Source organism: Klebsiella sp. PCX (assembly GCF_021869705.1).
In the GTDB taxonomy this organism is placed as follows: Bacteria; Pseudomonadota; Gammaproteobacteria; order Enterobacterales; family Enterobacteriaceae; genus Klebsiella; species Klebsiella quasipneumoniae.
On record NZ_CP091527.1, the window covers coordinates 2,767,349 to 2,786,010 of the forward strand.

The window sequence follows — 18,662 nt, forward strand, 5'->3', positions numbered from 1 at the left end:
TCCCCTTAGCCGTGGCTGGCGATGAGTTGCGCCAGCCCTTCCGGGTTTTCCCACGCCATCGAGTGCCCCGCGTGGGGCACAATCCCGACTGGGATCCCGTGCGCCTCTACCCGTTCGATATCCGCATAAGGGAGCGACTGCTCGCCGACGATCAGCATCTTCTGACAGCGCAGCTGGCAGAGCTGGGTAAACCAGGGCGTGTCGCTGCCGTTTATCAGGCTGCTGGCGGCTCGCCAGACGGCCCAGGGGGCGCTGTTTTGCAAACAGCCGGCCCACGGCGAGCGCTCTTCCGCCAGCATCCTGGCGTAACCTTCAGCGATAAAGGCCCCCTCTGCCTGCGCCGCAATGCGTCTACTGTACTCACCGCCTCCGGCGAACAGGTTGGGTTCAGACACCAGCAGCGTCGTCACTCGCTCCGCCAGCAGCCCTGCCGCTTCGATGGCGATGCTTCCACCCATGCTATGCCCATACAGCGCGAAGCGCTGCAGGCGCAGGTGGTTGAGGACCTGCTCCACAGCTTGCGCTTGCTTATGTATGTTGTAACTAAAGTCGTGCGGTTTATCGCTGTAGCCGAAGCCCGGGAGGTCGATAAGTATTTTGCGCCGCCCGTTGAGCGCGGGGTCGCTGGCGACGCGGGGGTAGTCGTAAGAGGACGCGCAGCCGAGGCCGTGGATAAACACCAGCGGAAGCCCCTCTCCCGGGAGATCGAGCCAGCGCAATGTGGCGCCTGCGACGGACGAAAAGAAACCGTTCACCTGTTTGCCTCCATGATAAGGTTACTGTGTTTTTATACAGTAACCTTACCTTTGCCGCCACCCTTTTCTGTCGTCCGCCGCCGGAAGGTTAAAACAGCGAGACGAGCAGCGCCATGGGGAAGCTGAACGGCCAGGTGGCACCGATCAACAGGGCCGCCAGCAGGCGGATCACCCAACTCTCTTTGGTTAAAAACCAGCTAATTACGGCACAGATCACGCCCATAATGGCGTAAAACACCAACATTTTTTGATATAACGTCATTCTTAGTTTTCCTTCCCTGAGAAGCGTTCCATGGTGGGATAATTATCTGCCATGACGTCGTGATTCAGAGATACCTGTATAACAAATTCAGAATCGGGCTCAATATTCTGAACAAAGCCTGATTCGTCTTAATCCGATAGCGCAACCGCGCCCGCCGTACTATACCTTTAGGGACTTACTCATTAAGGTGGCGTTATGGATGTCTCCAGCAAGACCGTCGTTATGATTAATGTCTGCGCCGCGTTCGCGCTTATCAGCCTGCTGTCGGTGAGATTTGGCTGGTTTTAATCATTTTACTCAGCAACGAAACCTAAAAAAGCAGCCCACTGGGCTGCTTTTTTAGGTGCGGAGGCTGGCGCCATTATCAGGGTCATAAACGCTACGGGCTGAATGGCCTGCGATAATAACCTTGTTCAGCTCAGGGTTATAATGAGGCAGAACATTCACTTTCTCATTATCCCATTCGGCAGCGGCGCAGACGGCCTGCCCCACTCCCGCGTTCTCACAGTCCTTAATACGTTTTGCCGGCGCGTTACCATAGCTCAGCGCCACGGTGCCGATTGCCAGCAGAATAAAAGCCAAAATTTTCACAGCGACATCAACGTTAAAACCGAATATGCATGAAATGATCGCATGAGCGGCGGCGGAAAGTCAAACCCGGGAGCGTGCGCCACCGCGCTGGCGCGTATGGTGGATTGATTCGTCGGTGATTAAATATTGCGAATAAATATCACCCGCTGACTGCAAATATAAAAGCCTTATTTATAGTCGTGAAATAGTTTCTGTTCAGCGCAATCTGATTCATCTGATAAAGATAATATTTCGCCAATCGCAAATGAAAAGATTAGCGCGCCTTGACCGAAAATGCGATATACCACACTGGCGCTGGATCTGAATAAGATAACAGGCGACTACAAGCTATTGTAACCAAACCTTTTCCTGTCTGGCCTCGCTGGCCAGGGCCCAAAATAGCGCTAAATGACAACAAATATCATTTGCCTTCTCTGCAGAGAATACTTACATTCATAACTATTGGTAATGTTTTTAGCGCAGTGCGCTTTTATATTTCGAGGTGGATATGTCCGGAATCATCACGCTGGTCATCGCGCTGATCCTGCTGGTCGCGGCGGTGTATAATCTTATTTCCTATATACGTGACCGTCGCAGCGCCAGCTTGCCGAGCAAAAAAACCAAACGCTGAACACGGTTAAAACAAATTCCTCCCTGCTCCAGCGTCGCTGGCATCCTCCTCTTCCTGGCTTACTGTGGACATAAAAAAGCCCCTGCCATCAGGCAGGGGCCGGTATCCGGTCGCAAACCGCGACGTTGCCGCCTCACCCGCCGGGCGCGATGCGCCCAGGGTGGCTGGCGAACCCCATCCGGCGCTTATCTCCGGCACTCACGATGGCTTAGCTCTTGAAGGGGTATCAGAATAATCTCACATCCCCCGCCGCGAGTTTTAACCATTTTTGCCATCGTGACTATTAGCGCACTAACACACCCATTGCGTAATAATCTTTTGCCGCTTAAGGGTCAATCCGTTAGCCATGTTTAACCATCACATGGCGAACCACGGTGTAATCCTCAAGGCCATACATCGACATGTCTTTCCCGTAGCCCGACAGCTTCTGGCCGCCATGCGGCATTTCACTCACCAGCATAAAGTGGGTGTTGACCCAGGTGCAGCCGTACTGCAGCCTGGCGCTGAGCCGGTGGGCGCGGCCAACATCTTTCGTCCACACCGAAGAGGCCAGCCCATACTGGGAGTCATTTGCCCAGCTCAGGGCCTGCGCTTCATCGCTGAAAGGCGTCACGCTGACCACCGGGCCAAACACTTCGCGCTGCACGATAGCGTCCTCCTGCCGGGCGCCGGCGAGCAGCGTCGGCTGGAAATAATAGCCGGCGCCGTCAGCCCGATTGCCACCGGTAACCACTTTAATATGCGGTAGCGCCTTTGCGGCTTCCACCGCGGCGCTGACCCGCTCAAGATGGGCCAGCGAGCTCAGCGGTCCCAGCTCGGTGGCGGCATCCTCCGGCGCTCCCATTTTCAGGCTGGCCACCGCCGCCCCGAGCTTCTCCACCAGCTGCTCATAAATACCCTGTTGGGCGTAGATCCGGCAGGCGGCCGTACAGTCCTGGCCGGCGTTGTAAAACCCGAAAGTCCGAACGCCATCCACTACCGCGTCGATATCCGCGTCGTCAAAGACGATGACCGGCGCCTTACCGCCCAGCTCCATATGGGTACGTTTAATCGACGAGGCGGTATGGCCGATGATATGGGCGCCGGTGGCAATCGACCCGGTCAGGGAAACCATCCGCACTTTCGCGTGGGCGGTCAGCGGATCGCCCACCGTTTTGCCGCGGCCGAACAGTACGTTGATCACCCCTTCCGGGAAAATATCTTTTGCCAGCTCTGCCAGCTTCAGCGCCGTCAGCGGCGTGATCTCGGAGGGTTTTATCACCACACAGTTGCCTGCCGCCAGCGCCGGGGCCAGCTTCCAGGCCGCCATCATCAGGGGATAGTTCCACGGCGCGATGGAGGCTACCACGCCCACCGGATCGCGACGGATCATCGAGGTATGCCCTTCCAGATACTCTCCGGCCGCCATCCCCGGCAGGCAACGGGCGGCGCCGGCGAAGAAGCGGAAAACGTCCGCAATGGCCGGCATCTCATCGTTAAGCACGCAGTGCAGCGGCTTGCCGCAGTTCAGCGACTCCAGCTGCGCCAGGGGCTCCGCCTGCGCCGCGATGGCATCCGCCAGCTTCAGCAGACATTCCGCGCGCGTTTTCGGCGTCGTCTGGCTCCAGGCATCAAACGCCCGATCCGCCGCCTCAACGGCGGCATCCACCTGGGCCGCTGTCGCTTCGGCAATCTCCAGGATCACTTCGCCGGTCGCAGGGTTGTATACCGGCACCTTTTCGCCTTCACCTGCCACTAACTTACCGTTTATTAAGAGGTTGTGTTGCATAGCATTATCCTGTTTCATGGTTTTATTTCCCGTTTCCGGCGACGTTATCGCCGTCGCGGGTGAGCCACCAGGCCCCTAAGATTGGTATCGTTGTTACCAGCATCACCAACAGCGCGACAACGTTGGTGACGGGCACATCTCGCGGCCGCCCCAGCTGATTCAGTAACCACAGCGGCAAGGTTCGCTCATGCCCCGCGGTAAAAGTCGTGACGATGATTTCATCAAATGACAGGGCGAATGCCAGCATCCCGCCCGCCAGCAGCGCCGAACCCAGATTGGGTAGCACCACGTAGCGAAAGGTCTGCCAGCCAGTCGCCCCCAAATCCATCGAGGCCTCCACCAGGCTCCAGGAGGTCCTACGGAAGCGAGCGATGACGTTGTTAAACACCACCACCACGCAGAAGGTCGCGTGCCCCACCACGATGGTCAGCAGACCAGGCTCCAGGCCGACCGCTTTAAAGGCTGTCAGGAGCGCCAGGCCGGTTATAATCCCCGGCAGGGCGATGGGCAGGAGCAGCAGTAGCGACACCGCGTTCTTACCAAAAAAGGTGCTCCGCCACAGGGCGCCTGCAGCAAGCGTGCCAAGCACTAAGGCAATGGCCGTCGACAGGGCGGCGATCTTAAGTGACAACGTCACTGCTTCCAAAATATCGCTGCGCCCTGCCGCCTCGCTGAACCAGCGCAGCGTCAGCCCCTGCGGCGGAAAGCTGAAGGCAGCATCTTCGGTATTAAAAGCATAGATGGCGATGATCAGCAGCGGAAAGTGGAGGAACACCACCCCGCCCCATGTCGCCAGTTTCAGGTACCAGGGTGCGCGTTCAGAGTGCATCGAAGGCTCCCAGACGTTTCACGAACGCCAGATAAAGTGCAATCAGCACGATCGGCACGAGGGTAAACGCCGCCGCCATCGGCATATTGCCGATCGCCCCCTGCTGCGAGTAGACCATATTGCCGATAAAGTACCCCGGTGGGCCGACCAGTTGCGGCACGATAAAATCGCCCAGCGTCAGCGAAAAGGTGAAGATCGACCCGGCGGCAATTCCGGGAATAGCCAGCGGCAGGACCACGTAGCGAAAGGTCTGCCGCGGGGCGGCGCCAAGATCGGCCGAGGCCTGCAGCAGAGAGCCCGGAATACGCTCCAGCGCCGCCTGCACCGGCAGGATCATAAAAGGCAGCCAGATGTAGACGAAGACCAGAAAGCGTCCGAGGCCGGAAGTGGATAAGGTGTTGCCGCCCACCGCCGGGACGGTCAACAGAGCGTTCAGCGCCCCTTCCAGCCCGAGATGGCCGAGGAACCACTGCGCTACGCCATCTTTGGCCAGCAGCAGCACCCACGCGTAGGCCTTGACGATATAGCTGGCCCACATCGGCAGCATGACCGCGATATAAAAGAAGGCCTTCATTTTGCCGCTGGTGTAGCGCGCCATATACCAGGCCATCGGCAGCGCCAGCAGGGCGCTGGCCAAGGTCACGCACAGCGCCATCACCAGGGTGCGGACGATAATGTCGTAGTTGGCGGGGTTGAACAATGCCTGCAGGTTGGCCAGCGTAAAGTCGCTGGTCACCGACATGGTGAAGTCGTCAAAAGTGTAGATACTCTGCCACAGCAGGGTCAGCAGCGAGCCCAGATAGACGATGCCAAACCACATCAACGGCCCAAGCAGCAGCAAAAACAGGCCCAGCGCCGGCCGGCGCCAGAAGATCCCCGATACGCGTCCGGCCTGCGCAGGAACAATCGCCATGGTCATCTCAGCCTCCGCTTTCCAGCGGGGTCATCGCCGCGCGCGACCATGACGCCTGCACCGTTTGCCCGGCTCGCGGAACGCTCGCCGCCGCCGCGCCGTCGATATTGGCCTGGCTGACCAGCAGCTTGTCGCCATCCGCCAGCCGGAGCTCGATCCGCGTTGCCGCCCCCTGATACTGTACCGCCTGCACCACACCCTGCACCTGCACTTCGCCGCCGCCCTGCAGGCGAACATGTTCCGGGCGCAGCGACCAGCAGCCCGCCAGGCCGCATAACCGCCGGGCCGCCTCGGCCTCAAAGACGTTGGCGGTGCCGACAAAACCGGCGACAAAGGCGGTCTTCGGATGCAGATAAAGATCCTGCGGGGCGTCCACCTGCTCAATGCGCCCGTTGTTAAACACCGCCACGCGATCGGACATCGACAGCGCTTCGCTCTGGTCGTGTGTAACGAAGATGAAGGTGATCCCCAGCGACTGCTGTAGCTTTTTCAGCTCCACCTGCATCTGCTCGCGCAGCTTTAAATCCAGAGCGCCCAGCGGCTCGTCGAGCAGCAGCACCCGCGGCTGGTTCACCAGCGCCCGGGCGATGGCGACCCGCTGCCGCTGACCACCGGAGAGCTGGGAGGGCTTGCGATGGTGCGCAAAACCGAGGGCCACTTTCTCCAGCGCTTCCTGGGCGCGGGCATGGCGCGCTTTCTTCGCCACGCCTTTGACCATCAGGCCGTAAGCAACATTGTCGAGGATCGACATATGGGGAAACAGCGCATAGTCCTGGAACACGGTATTGACGTCCCGCTGCCAGGGCGGCAGCTCGCTGGCCGGCTGACCGAAGATCCGAATGGTGCCGCCGGAGAGCTGCTCAAAACCAGCAATCAGCCGCAGGCAGGTGGTTTTCCCCGAGCCCGAAGGACCCAGCATCGAGAAAAACTCGCCGTCACGGATGCCAATGCTGACCCCGTCCACTGCCCGTACATCGCCATACAGGCGCGATACATTCTGAAACTCGACCGCGTACGTCATTGTTTACCTCCGATCCTTAGCGGCCGCCCATTATCGCAATGTAGTCCTGCGTCCAGCGGCTGTAGGGAACGTATTTCCCCCCCTCGGCAATCGGCGTTTTCCAGAAGTGGATGCGGGTAAACTGGTCATAGCCGTTGGTCTCACAGCCTTTCTCTCCGAGCAGCGCGCTGGCTTTACAGCCCTCAGGCACCACCGGCAACGAGCCGAACCAGGCCGCCACATCGCCCTGCACCTTCGGCGTGAGCGACCAGTTCATCCATTTATAGGCGCAGACCGGGTGCTTCGCCTCGCTGTGCAGCATGGTGGTATCCGCCCAGCCGGTCACCCCCTCCTTCGGAAATACGGTGGCGACAGGCTGGCCTTCCGCCTTCAGGCCGTTGGCCTGATAGGGCCACGAGCTGGAGGCGGCCACCCCTTCGTTTTTGAAGTCGTTCATCTGCACGGTGGCGTCATGCCAGTAGCGGTGAATCAGCGGTTGCTGGTCACGCAGCACTTTCAGCACCGCGTTGTACTGGGTTTCGGTCAGCTGATAGGGGTCATCGATCCCGAGCTGTGGTTGGGTGGCTTTGACAAACAACGCGGCGTCGGCGATATAGATCGGGCCATCATAGGCCTGCACTCGCCCCTGATTGGTTTTGCCATCCGGAAGATCCTGCTTCACGAAGACCACGCTCCAGCTGTCCGGCGGCGTCGGGAATACGCGGGTGTTGTACATCAGCAGGTTCGGTCCCCACTGATACGGCGTGCCGTAGACTTTGCCCCCGACGTTAAACCATGCCCCTTGCGCAATGCGCGGGTCAAGAGTGCGCCACCCGGCAATCAGCGCTGTGTTAATCGGCTGAACGCGTTTACCCATGATCAGACGCAGCGAAGCATCGCCCGAGGCGGTCACCAGATCGTAGCCCCCCTTAGCCATCAGGCTGACCATTTCGTCGGAGGTGGCGGCGGTTTTCACATTGACCTGACAGCCGGTCTCCTTTTCAAACTGGCTGACCCAGTCGTACTGCTTGTCGGTCTGACCGCGTTCGATATACCCCGGCCAGGCGATAATATCCAGGCGCCCTTCCGGTTTATCCAGCGAGGTGAGTGGCTCAGCCGCCTGTACGGTCAGGCAGGCCATCCCCAGCACATAAAGGCTGCAACGGGCCAATTTTTTGCTCATCAGGTGTTACTCCTGTCACAAGGGAATTAGCGGCAGCCGTGCCGTAAAAATATCTCCTGAAATAAGGGTAGTCAGCGGATTAACGCCCTCGAGGGAATTTATTCAGGTTGTGACCCGGGACGCATTACGCAAAAATCGCCAACACAAGAATGACTTTATGGATTATAGACAACGAGTTAGAGAAAAAGGAGGGGTATGCATATTTCCTATGGTGAGCGCCGGTAAAATAATGACCGGCCTCGATAAAAAAAACTCTTCGTTTATTTATAGCGATTGGTTATCGCGGCGAAAAATAGCCAAAGCGATCAGGAAAGCTGCTCACGAATTAGTTCACCCAGCCGCTTCACCCCTTGCTCTTCGCGTTCTCCCCAGCCCCAGGCGGTATTGAAACGAAAAAACGAGGTCCAGCTGGCAGAGGTGGAAAACATTTTTCCCGGAGCGATGCTGATGTGCGACGCCAGCGCCCGGGCGCTCAGCACGCTGGCATCCGCCCCTTCCGGTAGTTCGATCCACAGAAAATAGCCGCTGTCGCTGTGATGAATAATGACCTCCGGCGGCAGATGGCGCAGCAGCGCCTGCCAGGCCTGCTGTTTACGTTCCGCCAGCTGGCGACGGAGACGGCGCAGATGGGCGTCGTAGCGTTTGGTCGACAGGTAATCCACCAGGGCTAATTGCATCGGCGAGCTGGTGGAGAGCGTACTCATCAGCTGCAGCTGCTGGATCCGCCGCGCCTGTTTCCCTGCCGCCACCCAGCCGATACGAAAGCCGGGCACCAGACATTTTGAAAAAGAACTGCAGTGCAGCGTCATATCCTGTTGATCCCAGAACTTCGCCGGCAACGGCTTCTCGCGGCCAAAATAGAGCTCACTGTAAACATCATCTTCAATCAGCATCACGTTATAGCGCGCCAACAATGCCACCAGCGCCGCTTTTTTTTCGGCGCGGAGGGTGAAGCCGAGCGGGTTCTGACCGTTGGTCATCAGCCAGCAGGCCTTGACCGGATAGTTTTGCAGGGCCGCCTCCAGCGCCGTCAGGTCAATGCCCTCCTTGACGTCGGTGGCCACCGACAGCGCCTTCAGGCGCAGCCGCTCCAGCGCCTGCAGGGCCCCGTAAAAACAGGGATTTTCCACCACCACCCAGTCCCCCGGCTCGGTCACCGCCTGCAGGCTAAGGTTTAACGCCTCCAGCGCTCCGGCGGTAATGACGATCTCGTCGGGCGAGACGTTCATCCCCTGCAGAGCATAGCGCCGGGCAATGGCGTGCCGTAGCTCCGCGTTGCCCGGCGGCAGGTTCTCAATCACGCTCATGGCGGTGGCAGTTTTACTCACCTGCGCCAGCGAACGGTTAAGCTGCTGGAGCGGAAAGAGGCGCGGATCCGGGAAGGCCGAGGCAAAGGGCAGCATTGACGCCTGGCGGCTGGCCTGAAGCACCTCAAAGATGTAGGTATTGATATCAACCGCTTCATCGCGGGTCACCTGGGCAGGCGGCGCCGGCTGACGAAGCTTCACCGGCTGGGGGGCAACGTAATACCCTGACTGTGGTCGGGCGACGATGCGCCCCTGGCTTTCCAGTAGCTGATAGGCATGGCTGACGGTCATAAAGCTCATGCCGCTGCTGATCACCTGCTCGCGCAGCGAGGGGAGCCGATCGCCCGGTAACCAGACGCCCAGCGCGATCTGGTCGGTCAACTGCTGCGCCAGCTGTTGATACTTTTTCATTGTTACCCTTTCCTTGCTGCAAACTCCTTTTATCATATATCAGTTGTTATAAATTAACAGTTTTAAGAAACTGTTATGTAAAACAGCGCAACCCTATCGCTCAGAAAGCCCCCAGGCCGGAGTTACGCGAAAATTGCCCAAAACAACGTAATTATGCCCAACCAAAAAATGAGCATGATACCGAGCGTAATACATAAACTATGTAATCCTTTTTCTGACATGTACATTCCTTTGTATTGATATCCTGAGAATAAAATACAAAGCGCGGTAAAAGACGACAATTTAAAATTATTTAATTCACAATTAACTGCCTCATCTTTTTTACTGTTCCTAATACTAATAAATGAGTTGAGGCATAAACTTTTATGAATAAAGTACCGACAAGAAATGCTTTGACTGTCGTGCTCTGAGGATATTGCCCAAAAAACCTGAATGGCCATACCCGCCTCAGTTCAGGTCTAAGCCAATTCGTAAGCCTGCGATAATTAAAGGATATATATAATCCATATTTCCCCATGGCCAATAATTTGGTTGTGCTTTTAGGGTTGAAAAAACGGCGCGACTCCCCCGAGGGGCAGTACTGCGCTGAATGTCCCGGAGACAGGCAAAAAGATCATAACAGCCGCTAACTGTTATGCTAAAAAATGGCCCGACTGCCTCTGCCCCCTTGCCACCGCCCTGCCTAAAATTGCGCTGAATCAATTTTGTTGTGGAGTCCTGCATGTTCGGTCTTGATGCATTCCATCTGGCGCGAATTCAATTCGCCTTTACGGTCTCGTTTCATATTATCTTTCCCGCCATCACCATTGGCCTGGCGAGCTACCTGGCGGTTCTCGAAGGCCTGTGGCTGAAAAGCAAAAATCCCACCTGGCGCTCGCTGTACCATTTCTGGTCGAAGATCTTCGCCGTCAACTTCGGTATGGGAGTGGTATCCGGGCTGGTGATGGCCTATCAGTTCGGCACTAACTGGAGCGGTTTCTCGCAGTTCGCGGGCAGCATCACCGGCCCCCTGCTGACCTATGAAGTCCTGACGGCGTTCTTTCTCGAAGCCGGTTTTCTCGGGGTCATGCTCTTCGGCTGGAACCGCGTGGGGCCGGGGCTGCACTTTTTCGCCACCTGCATGGTAGCCCTGGGGACCATCATCTCAACCTTCTGGATCCTCGCCTCCAACAGCTGGATGCAGACTCCCCAGGGATTTGAAATCGTCGATGGCCAGGTGGTGCCCGTCGACTGGCTGGCGGTGATATTTAACCCGTCGTTCCCCTACCGCTTACTGCACATGACGGTGGCGGCATTTCTCAGCAGCGCGCTGTTCGTCGGCGCCTCGGCGGCCTGGCATCTGCTGCGCGGCAATCAGTCGCCAGCGATCCGCAAGATGTTCTCCATGGCGCTATGGATGACGCTGCTGGTCGCGCCGGTCCAGGCGCTGATCGGCGATATGCATGGCCTGAACACCCTGAAACACCAGCCGGCAAAAATCGCCGCCATTGAGGGACACTGGGAAAACCCGCCAGGCGAGCCGACGCCATTATTGCTGTTTGGCTGGCCAGATATGGAGCAGGAGCGCACCCGCTACGGGCTTGAGATCCCGGCGCTGGGCAGCCTGATCCTCACCCATAGCCTGGATAAACAGGTGCCGGCGCTGAAGGAGTTCACCCCTGAGGATCGCCCAAACTCCACCGTGGTGTTCTGGTCATTTCGCCTGATGGCCGGTCTGGGTATGCTGATGCTGCTGCTCGGGGTGCTGGCCCTGTGGCTGCGCCGTGGCGACCGGCTGTACCACTCGCGGCCGTTTCTGCGCTTCGCCCTGTGGATGGGCCCCTCAGGACTGATTGCCATTCTCGCCGGCTGGGTGACCACCGAAGTGGGCCGCCAGCCATGGGTAGTGTATGGCGTTCAGCGCACCGCCGAGGCTGTTTCCGCCCACGGCGATCTGCATATGTCGGTCAGTTTGTTGACCTTTATTGTGGTTTACAGCGCCGTCTTCGGGGTCGGCTACAGCTACATGCTGCGCCTGATCCGCAAGGGGCCGCAGGAGGTGCAACCCGCGACAACCGGTACGCCAGCCCGCCCGCTGTCCGCCGCTACTGAAGGTTATCTGCAGAAGGAGTCTCGCTAATGGGTATCGAATTATCGGTGATCTGGTTCGTGATTATCGTCTTTGCCACGCTGATGTACATCGTCATGGACGGCTTTGATCTGGGCATTGGCATGCTGTTCGGCACGGTCCGGGGCAGCACAGAGCGCGACGTGATGGTGAACAGCGTCGCCCCGGTATGGGATGGCAATGAGACCTGGCTGGTGCTGGGCGGCGCCGGTCTGTTTGGCGCCTTTCCCCTCGCCTACGCGGTGATTATCGACGCCCTGTCGATCCCCCTGACCCTGATGCTGATCGGCCTGATCTTTCGCGGCGTGGCCTTTGAATTTCGTTTCCAGGCCACGCCGTCGCACCGGCCATTCTGGGACCGCGCCTTCTTTGGCGGTTCCCTGCTGGCGACCTTCAGCCAGGGCGTGGTGGTCGGAGCGGTGATTAATGGTTTTACCGTCAGCGGTCGCGCCTTCAGCGGCGGCATGTTTGACTGGCTGACCCCGTTCAGCCTGTTTTGCGGACTCGGGCTGTGCGTGGCCTATGCGCTGCTCGGCGCCACCTGGCTGGTGATGAAGAGCGAAGGCGCGCTGCAGCAGCGGATGCGCAGCACGTCGCGACAGTTGCTGGTTGCCCTGCTGGCGGTGTTTGCCGTCATCAGCCTGTGGACGCCGCTGGCGCACCCGGCGATCGCCGCCCGCTGGTTCAGCCTGCCGAATCTCTATTTCCTGCTGCCGGTGCCGCTGCTGGTGCTCCTGATTAGCGCCTGGCTGTGGCGCACACTGCCTCTGCACGACCGCCATGTCTCGCCTTTCACCCTAACGCTGGGCCTGGTGTTTCTCGGCTTTAGCGGCCTGGGGATCAGCATCTGGCCGCATATTATTCCGCCATCGATCACCCTGTGGCAGGCCGCCGCCCCGCCGCAAAGCCAGGGCTTTATGCTGGTGGGCGCGCTGCTGATTATTCCGGTTATTCTTGGCTATACCTGCTGGAGCTATTACGTGTTCCGCGGCAAAGTCCAGCCAGGGGAGGGTTATCATTGATGAAAACCGTCTGGTCCAAACGTCTGCTGTGGCTGATCGCGCTGTGGGGAGGCAGCGTGCTGACGCTGGCCGCCATCAGCCTGCTATTTCGCCTGCTGATGACCGCCGCAGGTCTTAAAGTTTGAACCGGGATGCAGAGTATTCCGGATCTGGACTTCTCCATCTTGTCTTCACTTTTACCTGCTGAAATACGCGGACACATCAGAATAAAGGATATTGCTATGAAGAAGTTAGCTTTACTCTCCGCCGCGTTGACGCTGGGAATATCGTCATGGGCTTTCGCTGCCGACAACCCGCCGCCGCCAGAAAAAGGCGCGCACCATCAGGGTAAATTGCCGGCGAAAAAGGGCCAACACGACGGTAAGCAAGTGCAACACAACGGCAAGCAGCCGCAGCATGATGGCAAGCAGCCGCAACGAGACGGCAAACAACCGCAGCATGGTGGTAAGCAGCCGCCAAAAGGCGGCGAGCACAGCGGGAAACCACTGCCGCCAAAAGCGTAATCCCTCAGGCCTGGCCTTCTACGCCAGGCTTTTTTCACCCTCTTTCAGCAGACATTGACAAACCCTTGCCCTTCTTTGATAAACCGGGAAAAAAACCTGCACAGCCCCTGGCATAGTAAGCCCACGCCATTGATTCGCAGAGAAAAGGTATGTTGAGAAGAAGCACGAGTGCCCTGCTGTTGTTGTGCGCGCTATTTTCCGGGCATCTGCTGGCCCACCGTCAGGGGCACGATTACTTTCCGGTACAGGGTCTCGAACAGCAGCTGCTGCATGAGGCGGATAGCGATGAGCTTCGCAGCCGGTGCGAAGAGAACGCCGCCGACCTGCGCGAGCATCACCGCTGGCAGGACGCCCGCAAACCGCGGGCATCACACAGCCAGTAGCGTCGCCGCAGATCAGGCCCCTTTGCGCTTCGGCAGGGTCTTCATCAGCTCGTCAGGGCTAACGGAGGCCACGATGCTCCCCGGATGCGGCATTTTGAGGATATGGTTTTTGATCTTGCCGACCACGTGCATTTCGCACGGACGGCAGTCAAACTTCAGGGTCAACACTTCATCGCCATGGATCAGCTGCATCGGCGTGGCTTTCCAGCTCTTGATGGAGCCTTTCGCCTGTTTCGGACAGAGATTGAAGGCAAAGCGCAGGCAGTGTTTGGTGATCATCACCGGCACATCGCCCTTCTCTTCGTGCGCTTCATAGGCGGCATCAATCAGCTGCACGCCATAGCGCTGGTAGAACGCCCGCGCCTTATGGTTATAGACGTTGGCGAGGAAGGAGAGATGGGTCTCCGGGTAAACCGGGGGCGGCACGGAGACCGGCTTGCGGGTACCGCGCTGCCAGGCGTTGAGACGCGCGTCATCCAGCATTTCGGCGGTTTCACGACGCAGCTGGTTGAGCAGGCTGTTGGGAACAAACAGCGGCGGCAGGTTGACCTGCACATCGCGCGCATAATAAATGGTTTGCCCCAGTTTTGTGACACCGTCACGCAGGTTGGTTAGCGCTTTCTCTGCCTGGTTAGCTTCGGCAAACACCCCGTCAAGGGTATGGGTCACGCTGACGCCATCTTCACAGGTCATGGTGAGAACCAGCTGCTCCTGCCAGCCGCTTAGGGTGACGTCTACGGCGATGCGGCGTTCGCTGGAGGTCTTCAGCAGCGCCTGCTGCCAGTTGTGGTCGAGGTTGCGGTTAAGCGCCTGATGCGGACGCACTTTATGCAGATCCGCAGGCATCTCGTTCGGCCACACTCGATAGCGATTTTCGCCAGTTTTTTCCACGGTATTGGCGCGGAAACCCACCACTTCGCGCTTAATCATCACGTTAAGGCCGTCGCCGTTGGTTAACGGTTCGCTAACCTCGACGTCGAGATGGTCTTTACCCACCTTCAGCACTTCGCCCACCGGCAGTCCGATAAATTTTGGCGAATCAAAGGCGCCGATATCGCCTTTACGGGCATTAACGAAGTAGTCGGTGCTGCCGCGGTGGAAGGTTTTATCGGTGGACGGGATAAAGAAATGCTCAGTGCGGCCGGCTGAAGCGCGCGCGAGGTCGCCGCGGTCTTCGATTATGGCGTCCAGCATCTGGCGGTAGTGAGCGGTGATGTTTTTCACGTAGCTCATGTCTTTGTAACGGCCTTCAATTTTGAAGGAGCGTACCCCGGCGTCGATCAGCGCCGCCAGGTTGGCGGTCTGGTCGTTGTCTTTCATCGACAGGAGATGCTTTTCATAGGCCACCACGCGCCCCTGATCGTCCTTCAGGGTATACGGCAGGCGACAGGCCTGCGAGCAGTCGCCGCGGTTGGCGCTGCGTCCGGTCTGGGCGTGGGAAATGTAGCACTGGCCGGAATAGGCCACGCACAGTGCGCCATGGATAAAGAATTCAATGGTGGCGTCAGTATTATCGTAGATGGCTTTGATTTGACTGAGGTTCAGCTCGCGCGCCAGCACGATCTGGCTGAAGCCGGCGTCTGAGAGAAACTTTGCTTTCTCCACGCTACGGATATCGCACTGGGTGCTGGCGTGCAGCTCGATTGGCGGCAGATCCAGCTCCATGATCCCCATATCCTGAACAATCAGCGCATCGACGCCCGCGTCATAGAGATCCGTGATCAGCCGCTGCGCCGGCTCCAGCTCATCGTCATGCAGAATGGTGTTCAGCGTCACAAAGACCTTGGCGCCAAAGCGATGGGCGAAAGGCACCAGCCCGGCGATGTCACTCAGGCTGTTGCTGGCGTTGTGGCGGGCGCCAAAGCCAGGTCCACCGATATAAACGGCGTCAGCGCCGTGAAGGATCGCTTCGCGAGCGATACCGGCGTCGCGGGCAGGACTAAGAAGTTCAAGACGATGATTGTGCAGGCGCATACGCGTGTTGTTATCCAGTATAAGGGGGTCGAAATGGCGGCTATTGTAGTCAGAACCGGGCGCAGACGAAAACCTTTTCCGCCGTCATGGGACGACGAATTTTCAGTTTTCAGCAAAGTATTGAAGGAAAAGATATTTCCTTCAAATCACCGTACAGAGTACTGTCATTACGTATTCCGGATTTTCCTCGTCACGTTGTGAGTGGTTATCATCAGTCATCTTGTCTGGCCGCGGGTTCGCCCGCGGTTTTTTCTTTTGGATAATGGATAAGCGAATGGAAATGAGCCGCCAGGACGCCGCTGTTCCGATAGGCATGCGCCGCATCGCCGGCAAAGCGCCGACCCTCACCCGCCTGCAGCGAGTGCCATTCCCCCTGTAAGCAGAGCTCCAGAGTACCGCTAATCACCACCACATGCTCAATCACCCCTTGTTCATGCGGCGTCGATTCACTCAGCGCCCCGGGAGCGAGGGTTATCGAGAAATGATCAAAGCGCAGCTCCGGGTCCCACGGAAAGACCGGGGTTACCACCATCGCCTGCTGCTGCGGGTCAAACGCGGAGGGCGCCACGCTGTCATCCGGAACGATAAATGCCGAAAACGGCACGTTCAGCCCGGTGGCAATCTTCCACAGCGTCGCTACCGTCGGACTCGATTCATTCCGCTCTATCTGCCCGAGCATGGCTTTCGACACCCCGGTCTCTTCCGCCAGACGCGACAGGCTCCAGCCGCGCTGCTGACGCAGATGTTTGAGGGTGGCCGCCAGATGTTGCGCAATATTCATCCTACCTCCTGATTTTTCAGCCCAGAGTATACCCCCATTTGCCTCATTCTACAGGGCGATTAGCGGCATCGCGGGCCGTTTGCGACGAGCGCCTCGGTGGCGCTACCCTCACGCCGCGGATAGCTTGTGCGCTATAACGTACAATGATAGAGTAAACGGACGTTATAACGCACAAGAGAAAACTATGCGCTCGTTTACCGTTCCGCTTCCCACCCTGTTCGCCGGCTTCGTCGCCGTGCTGGTGGGCTACGCCAGTTCTGCCGCCATCATCTGGCAGGCCGCCGCGGCCGCCGGCGCCACGCCCGGGCAGATCGCCGGCTGGATGACGGCCCTGGGCCTCGCCATGGGCGTCAGCACCCTCGCGTTGAGCGGCTGGCGAAAAGTGCCGGTGCTCACCGCCTGGTCAACGCCGGGCGCCGCCCTGCTGGTCAGCGGCCTGCAGGGGGTGACCCTACCCGAGGCGGTGGGGGTATTTATCTTCGCCAATGCGCTGATCGTCCTCTGCGGCGTCACAGGCCTGTTTGCCTGGCTGATGAAAATCATTCCCCATTCGCTGGCCGCCGCAATGCTGGCCGGCATTCTGCTGCGTTTCGGTTTGCAAGCCTTCGCCGGCTTACAGGATCATCTGCTGCTGTGCGGCGGCATGCTCGCCGCCTGGCTTCTGTGTAAGGCGCTGTGGCCCCGCTTCGCCGTGGTGGCCGCGCTGGCTGCGGGGGCGCTGATAGCCGCGGTCTCCGGGGAAGTGGCCAGCGCCGCTGTGCCGCTGGCGTTTGTCGCACCGGAATGGATCGCCCCGCAGTTTACCCCGGCGCTGCTTCTCAGCGTCGGCCTGCCGTTCTTCCTCGTCACCATGGCTTCACAGAACGCGCCCGGGTTCGCTACCCTGCAGGCAGCAGGCTATGTCGTACCGGTCTCCGCGCTGATCGTTGTCTGCGGGGGGCTGGCGCTGCTGCTGGCGCCGTTTGGGGTCTACTCCATCTGTATTGCGGCGATCACTGCCGCCATCTGCCAGAGCCCGGAAGCGCACCCGGATCCCCAGCAGCGCTGGCTGGCGGCCATGGCCGCCGGCGGTTTTTATCTTCTGGCCGGTCTGTTCGGGGGATCGATCACTGCGCTGATGTCGGCCCTGCCGACAGCATGGATCCAGATGCTGGCCGGCCTGGCGCTGCTCGGCACCATCGGCGGTAGCCTGTTTCAGGCGGTACACCAGGCCAGTGAGCGCGATGCGGCGGTGCTGATCTTTCTGATCACCGCCAGCGGGGTGACGCTGGCGGGAATTGGTTCGGCGTTCTGGGGCGTGGTGCTCGGCGGAGTGAGCTACGGCGTGTTATCCGCGCTGCGCCGCTCGTAGCTGGGAGGGCGTCAGGCCGGTGGCGGCTTTGACCCGATGGCTGAAATGGCTGGCGGAGCTGAAACCGCAGGCCAGAGCGATCTCGGTGAGCGGCAGCGCGCTGTGGCAGATCAGGTTTTGCGCCTTCGCCATTCGCTGCTGCATCACATATTGATGCGGAGCCATATTCAGCGACTGGCGGAACATACGGGCAAAATGAAATTCACTCAGTCCCGCCTGCTGCGCCAGATCGGCCAGGGTCAACGGCTGATCGAGATGAGCGTCGATCCAGGCCAGCACGTGACGCTTCACCCCTGGCGCCAGTCCTCCGGTGACCGAGGGCAAGCGCCACTGCACTGTGGAATAGTGCTGGATCAGATGGGTGAGCAACAAACTGCTGGCGGCGCTAAGGGTCAGCTGGTTCGCCGGCTGTCGCCAGTCATTAGCCAGCAAAAACTGACGATACACGCTGGTGATTTTGTCATCGCTGGCGAAGGTTTTTTCCTGCAAAGTGAAGTTTGCCGGGCTGCGATCCCACACTTCCTCCCCAACGCGGCGCAGATGCGCATCGGTACAATAGAGATGGACAAACGACAGATCGCCGCGGATATCCCAGACGCTTTCATCGCCTTTCGGCATCAGGCAAAAGCGATCCGGGCCGCCGCCATTCTTCCAGCCGTGCGGCGTCTTTTGATAGCTTTCATAACCATCGGCGATGTACAGGCTTAAGGTATGATGATCGCTGCGCACCGTCACGGTATCGCAGTTGTTATACCACGCGGCCAGTTGAATACCGGAATTCAGCTCCACGGTGCCCTTCAGCACCGCATTCTGTCGCCGTAATGTTTCAAACGTCCCGTAACCCATCGCCTTCACACATCTGTTCTGTCAAGAAAACTCTAGTCTAGGGAGACTGCGATGCGGTTTCCAGTC

The 18,662-nt window shown here is 58.7% G+C and carries 21 protein-coding genes; 9 read left to right on the forward strand and 12 right to left on the reverse strand.

Going from position 1 to position 18,662, the window contains the following annotated elements:
• Positions 1-5 precede the first annotated feature (5 nt).
• A complete protein-coding gene (locus GQR96_RS13100) occupies positions 6-755 on the reverse strand; it encodes an alpha/beta fold hydrolase (protein WP_004202769.1) in 750 nt (249 codons plus the stop codon).
• Positions 756-843: 88 nt separating this feature from the next.
• Positions 844-1,017: a GhoT/OrtT family toxin gene (locus tag GQR96_RS13105; protein ID WP_004202771.1), complete on the reverse strand. Its 174-nt coding sequence runs from the start codon at positions 1,015-1,017 to the stop codon at positions 844-846.
• A 195-nt stretch (positions 1,018-1,212) separates the two neighbouring features.
• On the opposite strand from GQR96_RS13105, the gene yncL reads away from it, so the two are divergent.
• Positions 1,213-1,305 (forward strand): stress response membrane protein YncL, encoded by a 93-nt coding sequence (gene yncL / locus GQR96_RS13110; RefSeq protein ID WP_002906891.1) that lies wholly within the window; start codon positions 1,213-1,215, stop codon positions 1,303-1,305.
• A 51-nt stretch (positions 1,306-1,356) separates the two neighbouring features.
• Here yncL and GQR96_RS13115 read toward each other — a convergent pair whose 3' ends face one another.
• Positions 1,357-1,608, reverse strand: coding sequence for a hypothetical protein (locus GQR96_RS13115; protein ID WP_032456152.1), 252 nt, complete (start codon positions 1,606-1,608; stop codon positions 1,357-1,359).
• A 487-nt stretch (positions 1,609-2,095) separates the two neighbouring features.
• On the opposite strand from GQR96_RS13115, the gene GQR96_RS13120 reads away from it, so the two are divergent.
• Positions 2,096-2,218 carry a small membrane protein gene (locus GQR96_RS13120; RefSeq protein WP_004175940.1) on the forward strand — a complete coding sequence of 41 codons (123 nt, stop codon included), beginning with the start codon at positions 2,096-2,098 and terminating at the stop codon, positions 2,216-2,218.
• Positions 2,219-2,558: 340 nt separating this feature from the next.
• On the opposite strand, the gene patD is transcribed toward GQR96_RS13120, so the two are convergent.
• From patD to GQR96_RS13150, 6 genes are all read right to left on the reverse strand, one after another.
• Positions 2,559-3,986, reverse strand: coding sequence for an aminobutyraldehyde dehydrogenase (gene patD / locus GQR96_RS13125; RefSeq protein ID WP_043520012.1), 1,428 nt, complete (start codon positions 3,984-3,986; stop codon positions 2,559-2,561).
• Between the two features lie 22 nt (positions 3,987-4,008).
• On the reverse strand, positions 4,009-4,815 hold the full coding sequence (locus GQR96_RS13130; RefSeq protein ID WP_017900483.1) for an ABC transporter permease: 807 nt from the start codon (positions 4,813-4,815) through the stop codon (positions 4,009-4,011).
• Positions 4,805-5,734 carry an ABC transporter permease gene (locus tag GQR96_RS13135; RefSeq protein ID WP_004202776.1) on the reverse strand — a complete coding sequence of 310 codons (930 nt, stop codon included), beginning with the start codon at positions 5,732-5,734 and terminating at the stop codon, positions 4,805-4,807. Before GQR96_RS13135 ends, GQR96_RS13130 begins: the two co-directional genes overlap by 11 nt.
• Position 5,735: 1 nt before the next feature.
• On the reverse strand, positions 5,736-6,749 hold the full coding sequence (locus GQR96_RS13140; RefSeq protein ID WP_048294949.1) for an ABC transporter ATP-binding protein: 1,014 nt from the start codon (positions 6,747-6,749) through the stop codon (positions 5,736-5,738).
• 16 nt (positions 6,750-6,765) lie between these two features.
• On the reverse strand, positions 6,766-7,911 hold the full coding sequence (ydcS, locus tag GQR96_RS13145) for a putative ABC transporter substrate-binding protein YdcS (RefSeq protein WP_017900481.1): 1,146 nt from the start codon (positions 7,909-7,911) through the stop codon (positions 6,766-6,768).
• 305 nt (positions 7,912-8,216) lie between these two features.
• Complete coding sequence (locus tag GQR96_RS13150) at positions 8,217-9,629, reverse strand: aminotransferase-like domain-containing protein (RefSeq protein WP_004202781.1); 1,413 nt, start codon at positions 9,627-9,629, stop codon at positions 8,217-8,219.
• A 721-nt stretch (positions 9,630-10,350) separates the two neighbouring features.
• Here GQR96_RS13150 and GQR96_RS13155 point away from each other — a divergent pair.
• From GQR96_RS13155 to GQR96_RS13175, 5 genes are all read left to right on the forward strand, one after another.
• On the forward strand, positions 10,351-11,748 hold the full coding sequence (locus GQR96_RS13155) for a cytochrome ubiquinol oxidase subunit I (RefSeq protein ID WP_065904365.1): 1,398 nt from the start codon (positions 10,351-10,353) through the stop codon (positions 11,746-11,748).
• On the forward strand, positions 11,748-12,758 hold the full coding sequence (cydB, locus tag GQR96_RS13160) for a cytochrome d ubiquinol oxidase subunit II (RefSeq protein WP_065904367.1): 1,011 nt from the start codon (positions 11,748-11,750) through the stop codon (positions 12,756-12,758). The genes GQR96_RS13155 and cydB overlap by 1 nt, the downstream gene beginning before the upstream one ends.
• Positions 12,758-12,883, forward strand: a complete 126-nt coding sequence (locus tag GQR96_RS13165; protein WP_004202785.1) for a DUF2474 domain-containing protein — start codon at positions 12,758-12,760, stop codon at positions 12,881-12,883. The genes cydB and GQR96_RS13165 overlap by 1 nt, the downstream gene beginning before the upstream one ends.
• Positions 12,884-12,979: 96 nt before the next feature.
• Positions 12,980-13,261 (forward strand): hypothetical protein, encoded by a 282-nt coding sequence (locus GQR96_RS13170; protein WP_069734148.1) that lies wholly within the window; start codon positions 12,980-12,982, stop codon positions 13,259-13,261.
• Positions 13,262-13,410: 149 nt separating this feature from the next.
• Positions 13,411-13,644 carry a DUF2554 family protein gene (locus GQR96_RS13175; protein WP_017900476.1) on the forward strand — a complete coding sequence of 78 codons (234 nt, stop codon included), beginning with the start codon at positions 13,411-13,413 and terminating at the stop codon, positions 13,642-13,644.
• A gap of 12 nt (positions 13,645-13,656) precedes the next feature.
• On the opposite strand, the gene GQR96_RS13180 is transcribed toward GQR96_RS13175, so the two are convergent.
• On the reverse strand, positions 13,657-15,618 hold the full coding sequence (locus GQR96_RS13180) for a peptidase U32 family protein (protein ID WP_004202789.1): 1,962 nt from the start codon (positions 15,616-15,618) through the stop codon (positions 13,657-13,659).
• A 33-nt stretch (positions 15,619-15,651) separates the two neighbouring features.
• On the opposite strand from GQR96_RS13180, the gene GQR96_RS13185 reads away from it, so the two are divergent.
• Positions 15,652-15,819: a hypothetical protein gene (locus GQR96_RS13185; protein WP_032425876.1), complete on the forward strand. Its 168-nt coding sequence runs from the start codon at positions 15,652-15,654 to the stop codon at positions 15,817-15,819.
• Between the two features lie 10 nt (positions 15,820-15,829).
• Here GQR96_RS13185 and GQR96_RS13190 read toward each other — a convergent pair whose 3' ends face one another.
• The gene (locus GQR96_RS13190; RefSeq protein WP_004202791.1) at positions 15,830-16,399 is read right to left on the reverse strand and encodes a helix-turn-helix domain-containing protein; all 570 of its coding nucleotides are present in this window, start codon (positions 16,397-16,399) and stop codon (positions 15,830-15,832) included.
• Between the two features lie 184 nt (positions 16,400-16,583).
• Between GQR96_RS13190 and GQR96_RS13195 the strand changes: the two genes are divergently transcribed.
• Positions 16,584-17,750, forward strand: a complete 1,167-nt coding sequence (locus GQR96_RS13195; protein WP_236948511.1) for a benzoate/H(+) symporter BenE family transporter — start codon at positions 16,584-16,586, stop codon at positions 17,748-17,750.
• On the opposite strand, the gene GQR96_RS13200 is transcribed toward GQR96_RS13195, so the two are convergent.
• On the reverse strand, positions 17,727-18,596 hold the full coding sequence (locus GQR96_RS13200; protein ID WP_004202793.1) for an AraC family transcriptional regulator: 870 nt from the start codon (positions 18,594-18,596) through the stop codon (positions 17,727-17,729). The two genes, GQR96_RS13195 and GQR96_RS13200, sit on opposite strands and share 24 nt — an antisense overlap.
• Positions 18,597-18,662 lie beyond the last annotated feature (66 nt).

Bases quoted from the DNA above. Each gene is read 5' to 3' on its own strand.
- GQR96_RS13165 (WP_004202785.1), top strand. From the start codon at position 12,758: ATGAAAACCGTCTGGTCCAAACGTCTGCTGTGGCTGATCGCGCTGTGG.
- GQR96_RS13180 (WP_004202789.1), bottom strand. From the start codon at position 15,618: ATGCGCCTGCACAATCATCGTCTTGAACTTCTTAGTCCTGCCCGCGAC.
- GQR96_RS13155 (WP_065904365.1), top strand. From the start codon at position 10,351: ATGTTCGGTCTTGATGCATTCCATCTGGCGCGAATTCAATTCGCCTTT.
- cydB (WP_065904367.1), top strand. From the start codon at position 11,748: ATGGGTATCGAATTATCGGTGATCTGGTTCGTGATTATCGTCTTTGCC.
- yncL (WP_002906891.1), top strand. From the start codon at position 1,213: ATGGATGTCTCCAGCAAGACCGTCGTTATGATTAATGTCTGCGCCGCG.
- GQR96_RS13120 (WP_004175940.1), top strand. From the start codon at position 2,096: ATGTCCGGAATCATCACGCTGGTCATCGCGCTGATCCTGCTGGTCGCG.
- GQR96_RS13185 (WP_032425876.1), top strand. From the start codon at position 15,652: ATGGCGGCTATTGTAGTCAGAACCGGGCGCAGACGAAAACCTTTTCCG.
- GQR96_RS13175 (WP_017900476.1), top strand. From the start codon at position 13,411: ATGTTGAGAAGAAGCACGAGTGCCCTGCTGTTGTTGTGCGCGCTATTT.
- GQR96_RS13200 (WP_004202793.1), bottom strand. From the start codon at position 18,596: ATGGGTTACGGGACGTTTGAAACATTACGGCGACAGAATGCGGTGCTG.
- ydcS (WP_017900481.1), bottom strand. From the start codon at position 7,911: ATGAGCAAAAAATTGGCCCGTTGCAGCCTTTATGTGCTGGGGATGGCC.
- GQR96_RS13140 (WP_048294949.1), bottom strand. From the start codon at position 6,749: ATGACGTACGCGGTCGAGTTTCAGAATGTATCGCGCCTGTATGGCGAT.
- GQR96_RS13135 (WP_004202776.1), bottom strand. From the start codon at position 5,734: ATGACCATGGCGATTGTTCCTGCGCAGGCCGGACGCGTATCGGGGATC.
- GQR96_RS13130 (WP_017900483.1), bottom strand. From the start codon at position 4,815: ATGCACTCTGAACGCGCACCCTGGTACCTGAAACTGGCGACATGGGGC.
- GQR96_RS13105 (WP_004202771.1), bottom strand. From the start codon at position 1,017: ATGACGTTATATCAAAAAATGTTGGTGTTTTACGCCATTATGGGCGTG.
- GQR96_RS13170 (WP_069734148.1), top strand. From the start codon at position 12,980: ATGAAGAAGTTAGCTTTACTCTCCGCCGCGTTGACGCTGGGAATATCG.
- GQR96_RS13195 (WP_236948511.1), top strand. From the start codon at position 16,584: ATGCGCTCGTTTACCGTTCCGCTTCCCACCCTGTTCGCCGGCTTCGTC.
- GQR96_RS13190 (WP_004202791.1), bottom strand. From the start codon at position 16,399: ATGAATATTGCGCAACATCTGGCGGCCACCCTCAAACATCTGCGTCAG.
- patD (WP_043520012.1), bottom strand. From the start codon at position 3,986: ATGCAACACAACCTCTTAATAAACGGTAAGTTAGTGGCAGGTGAAGGC.
- GQR96_RS13150 (WP_004202781.1), bottom strand. From the start codon at position 9,629: ATGAAAAAGTATCAACAGCTGGCGCAGCAGTTGACCGACCAGATCGCG.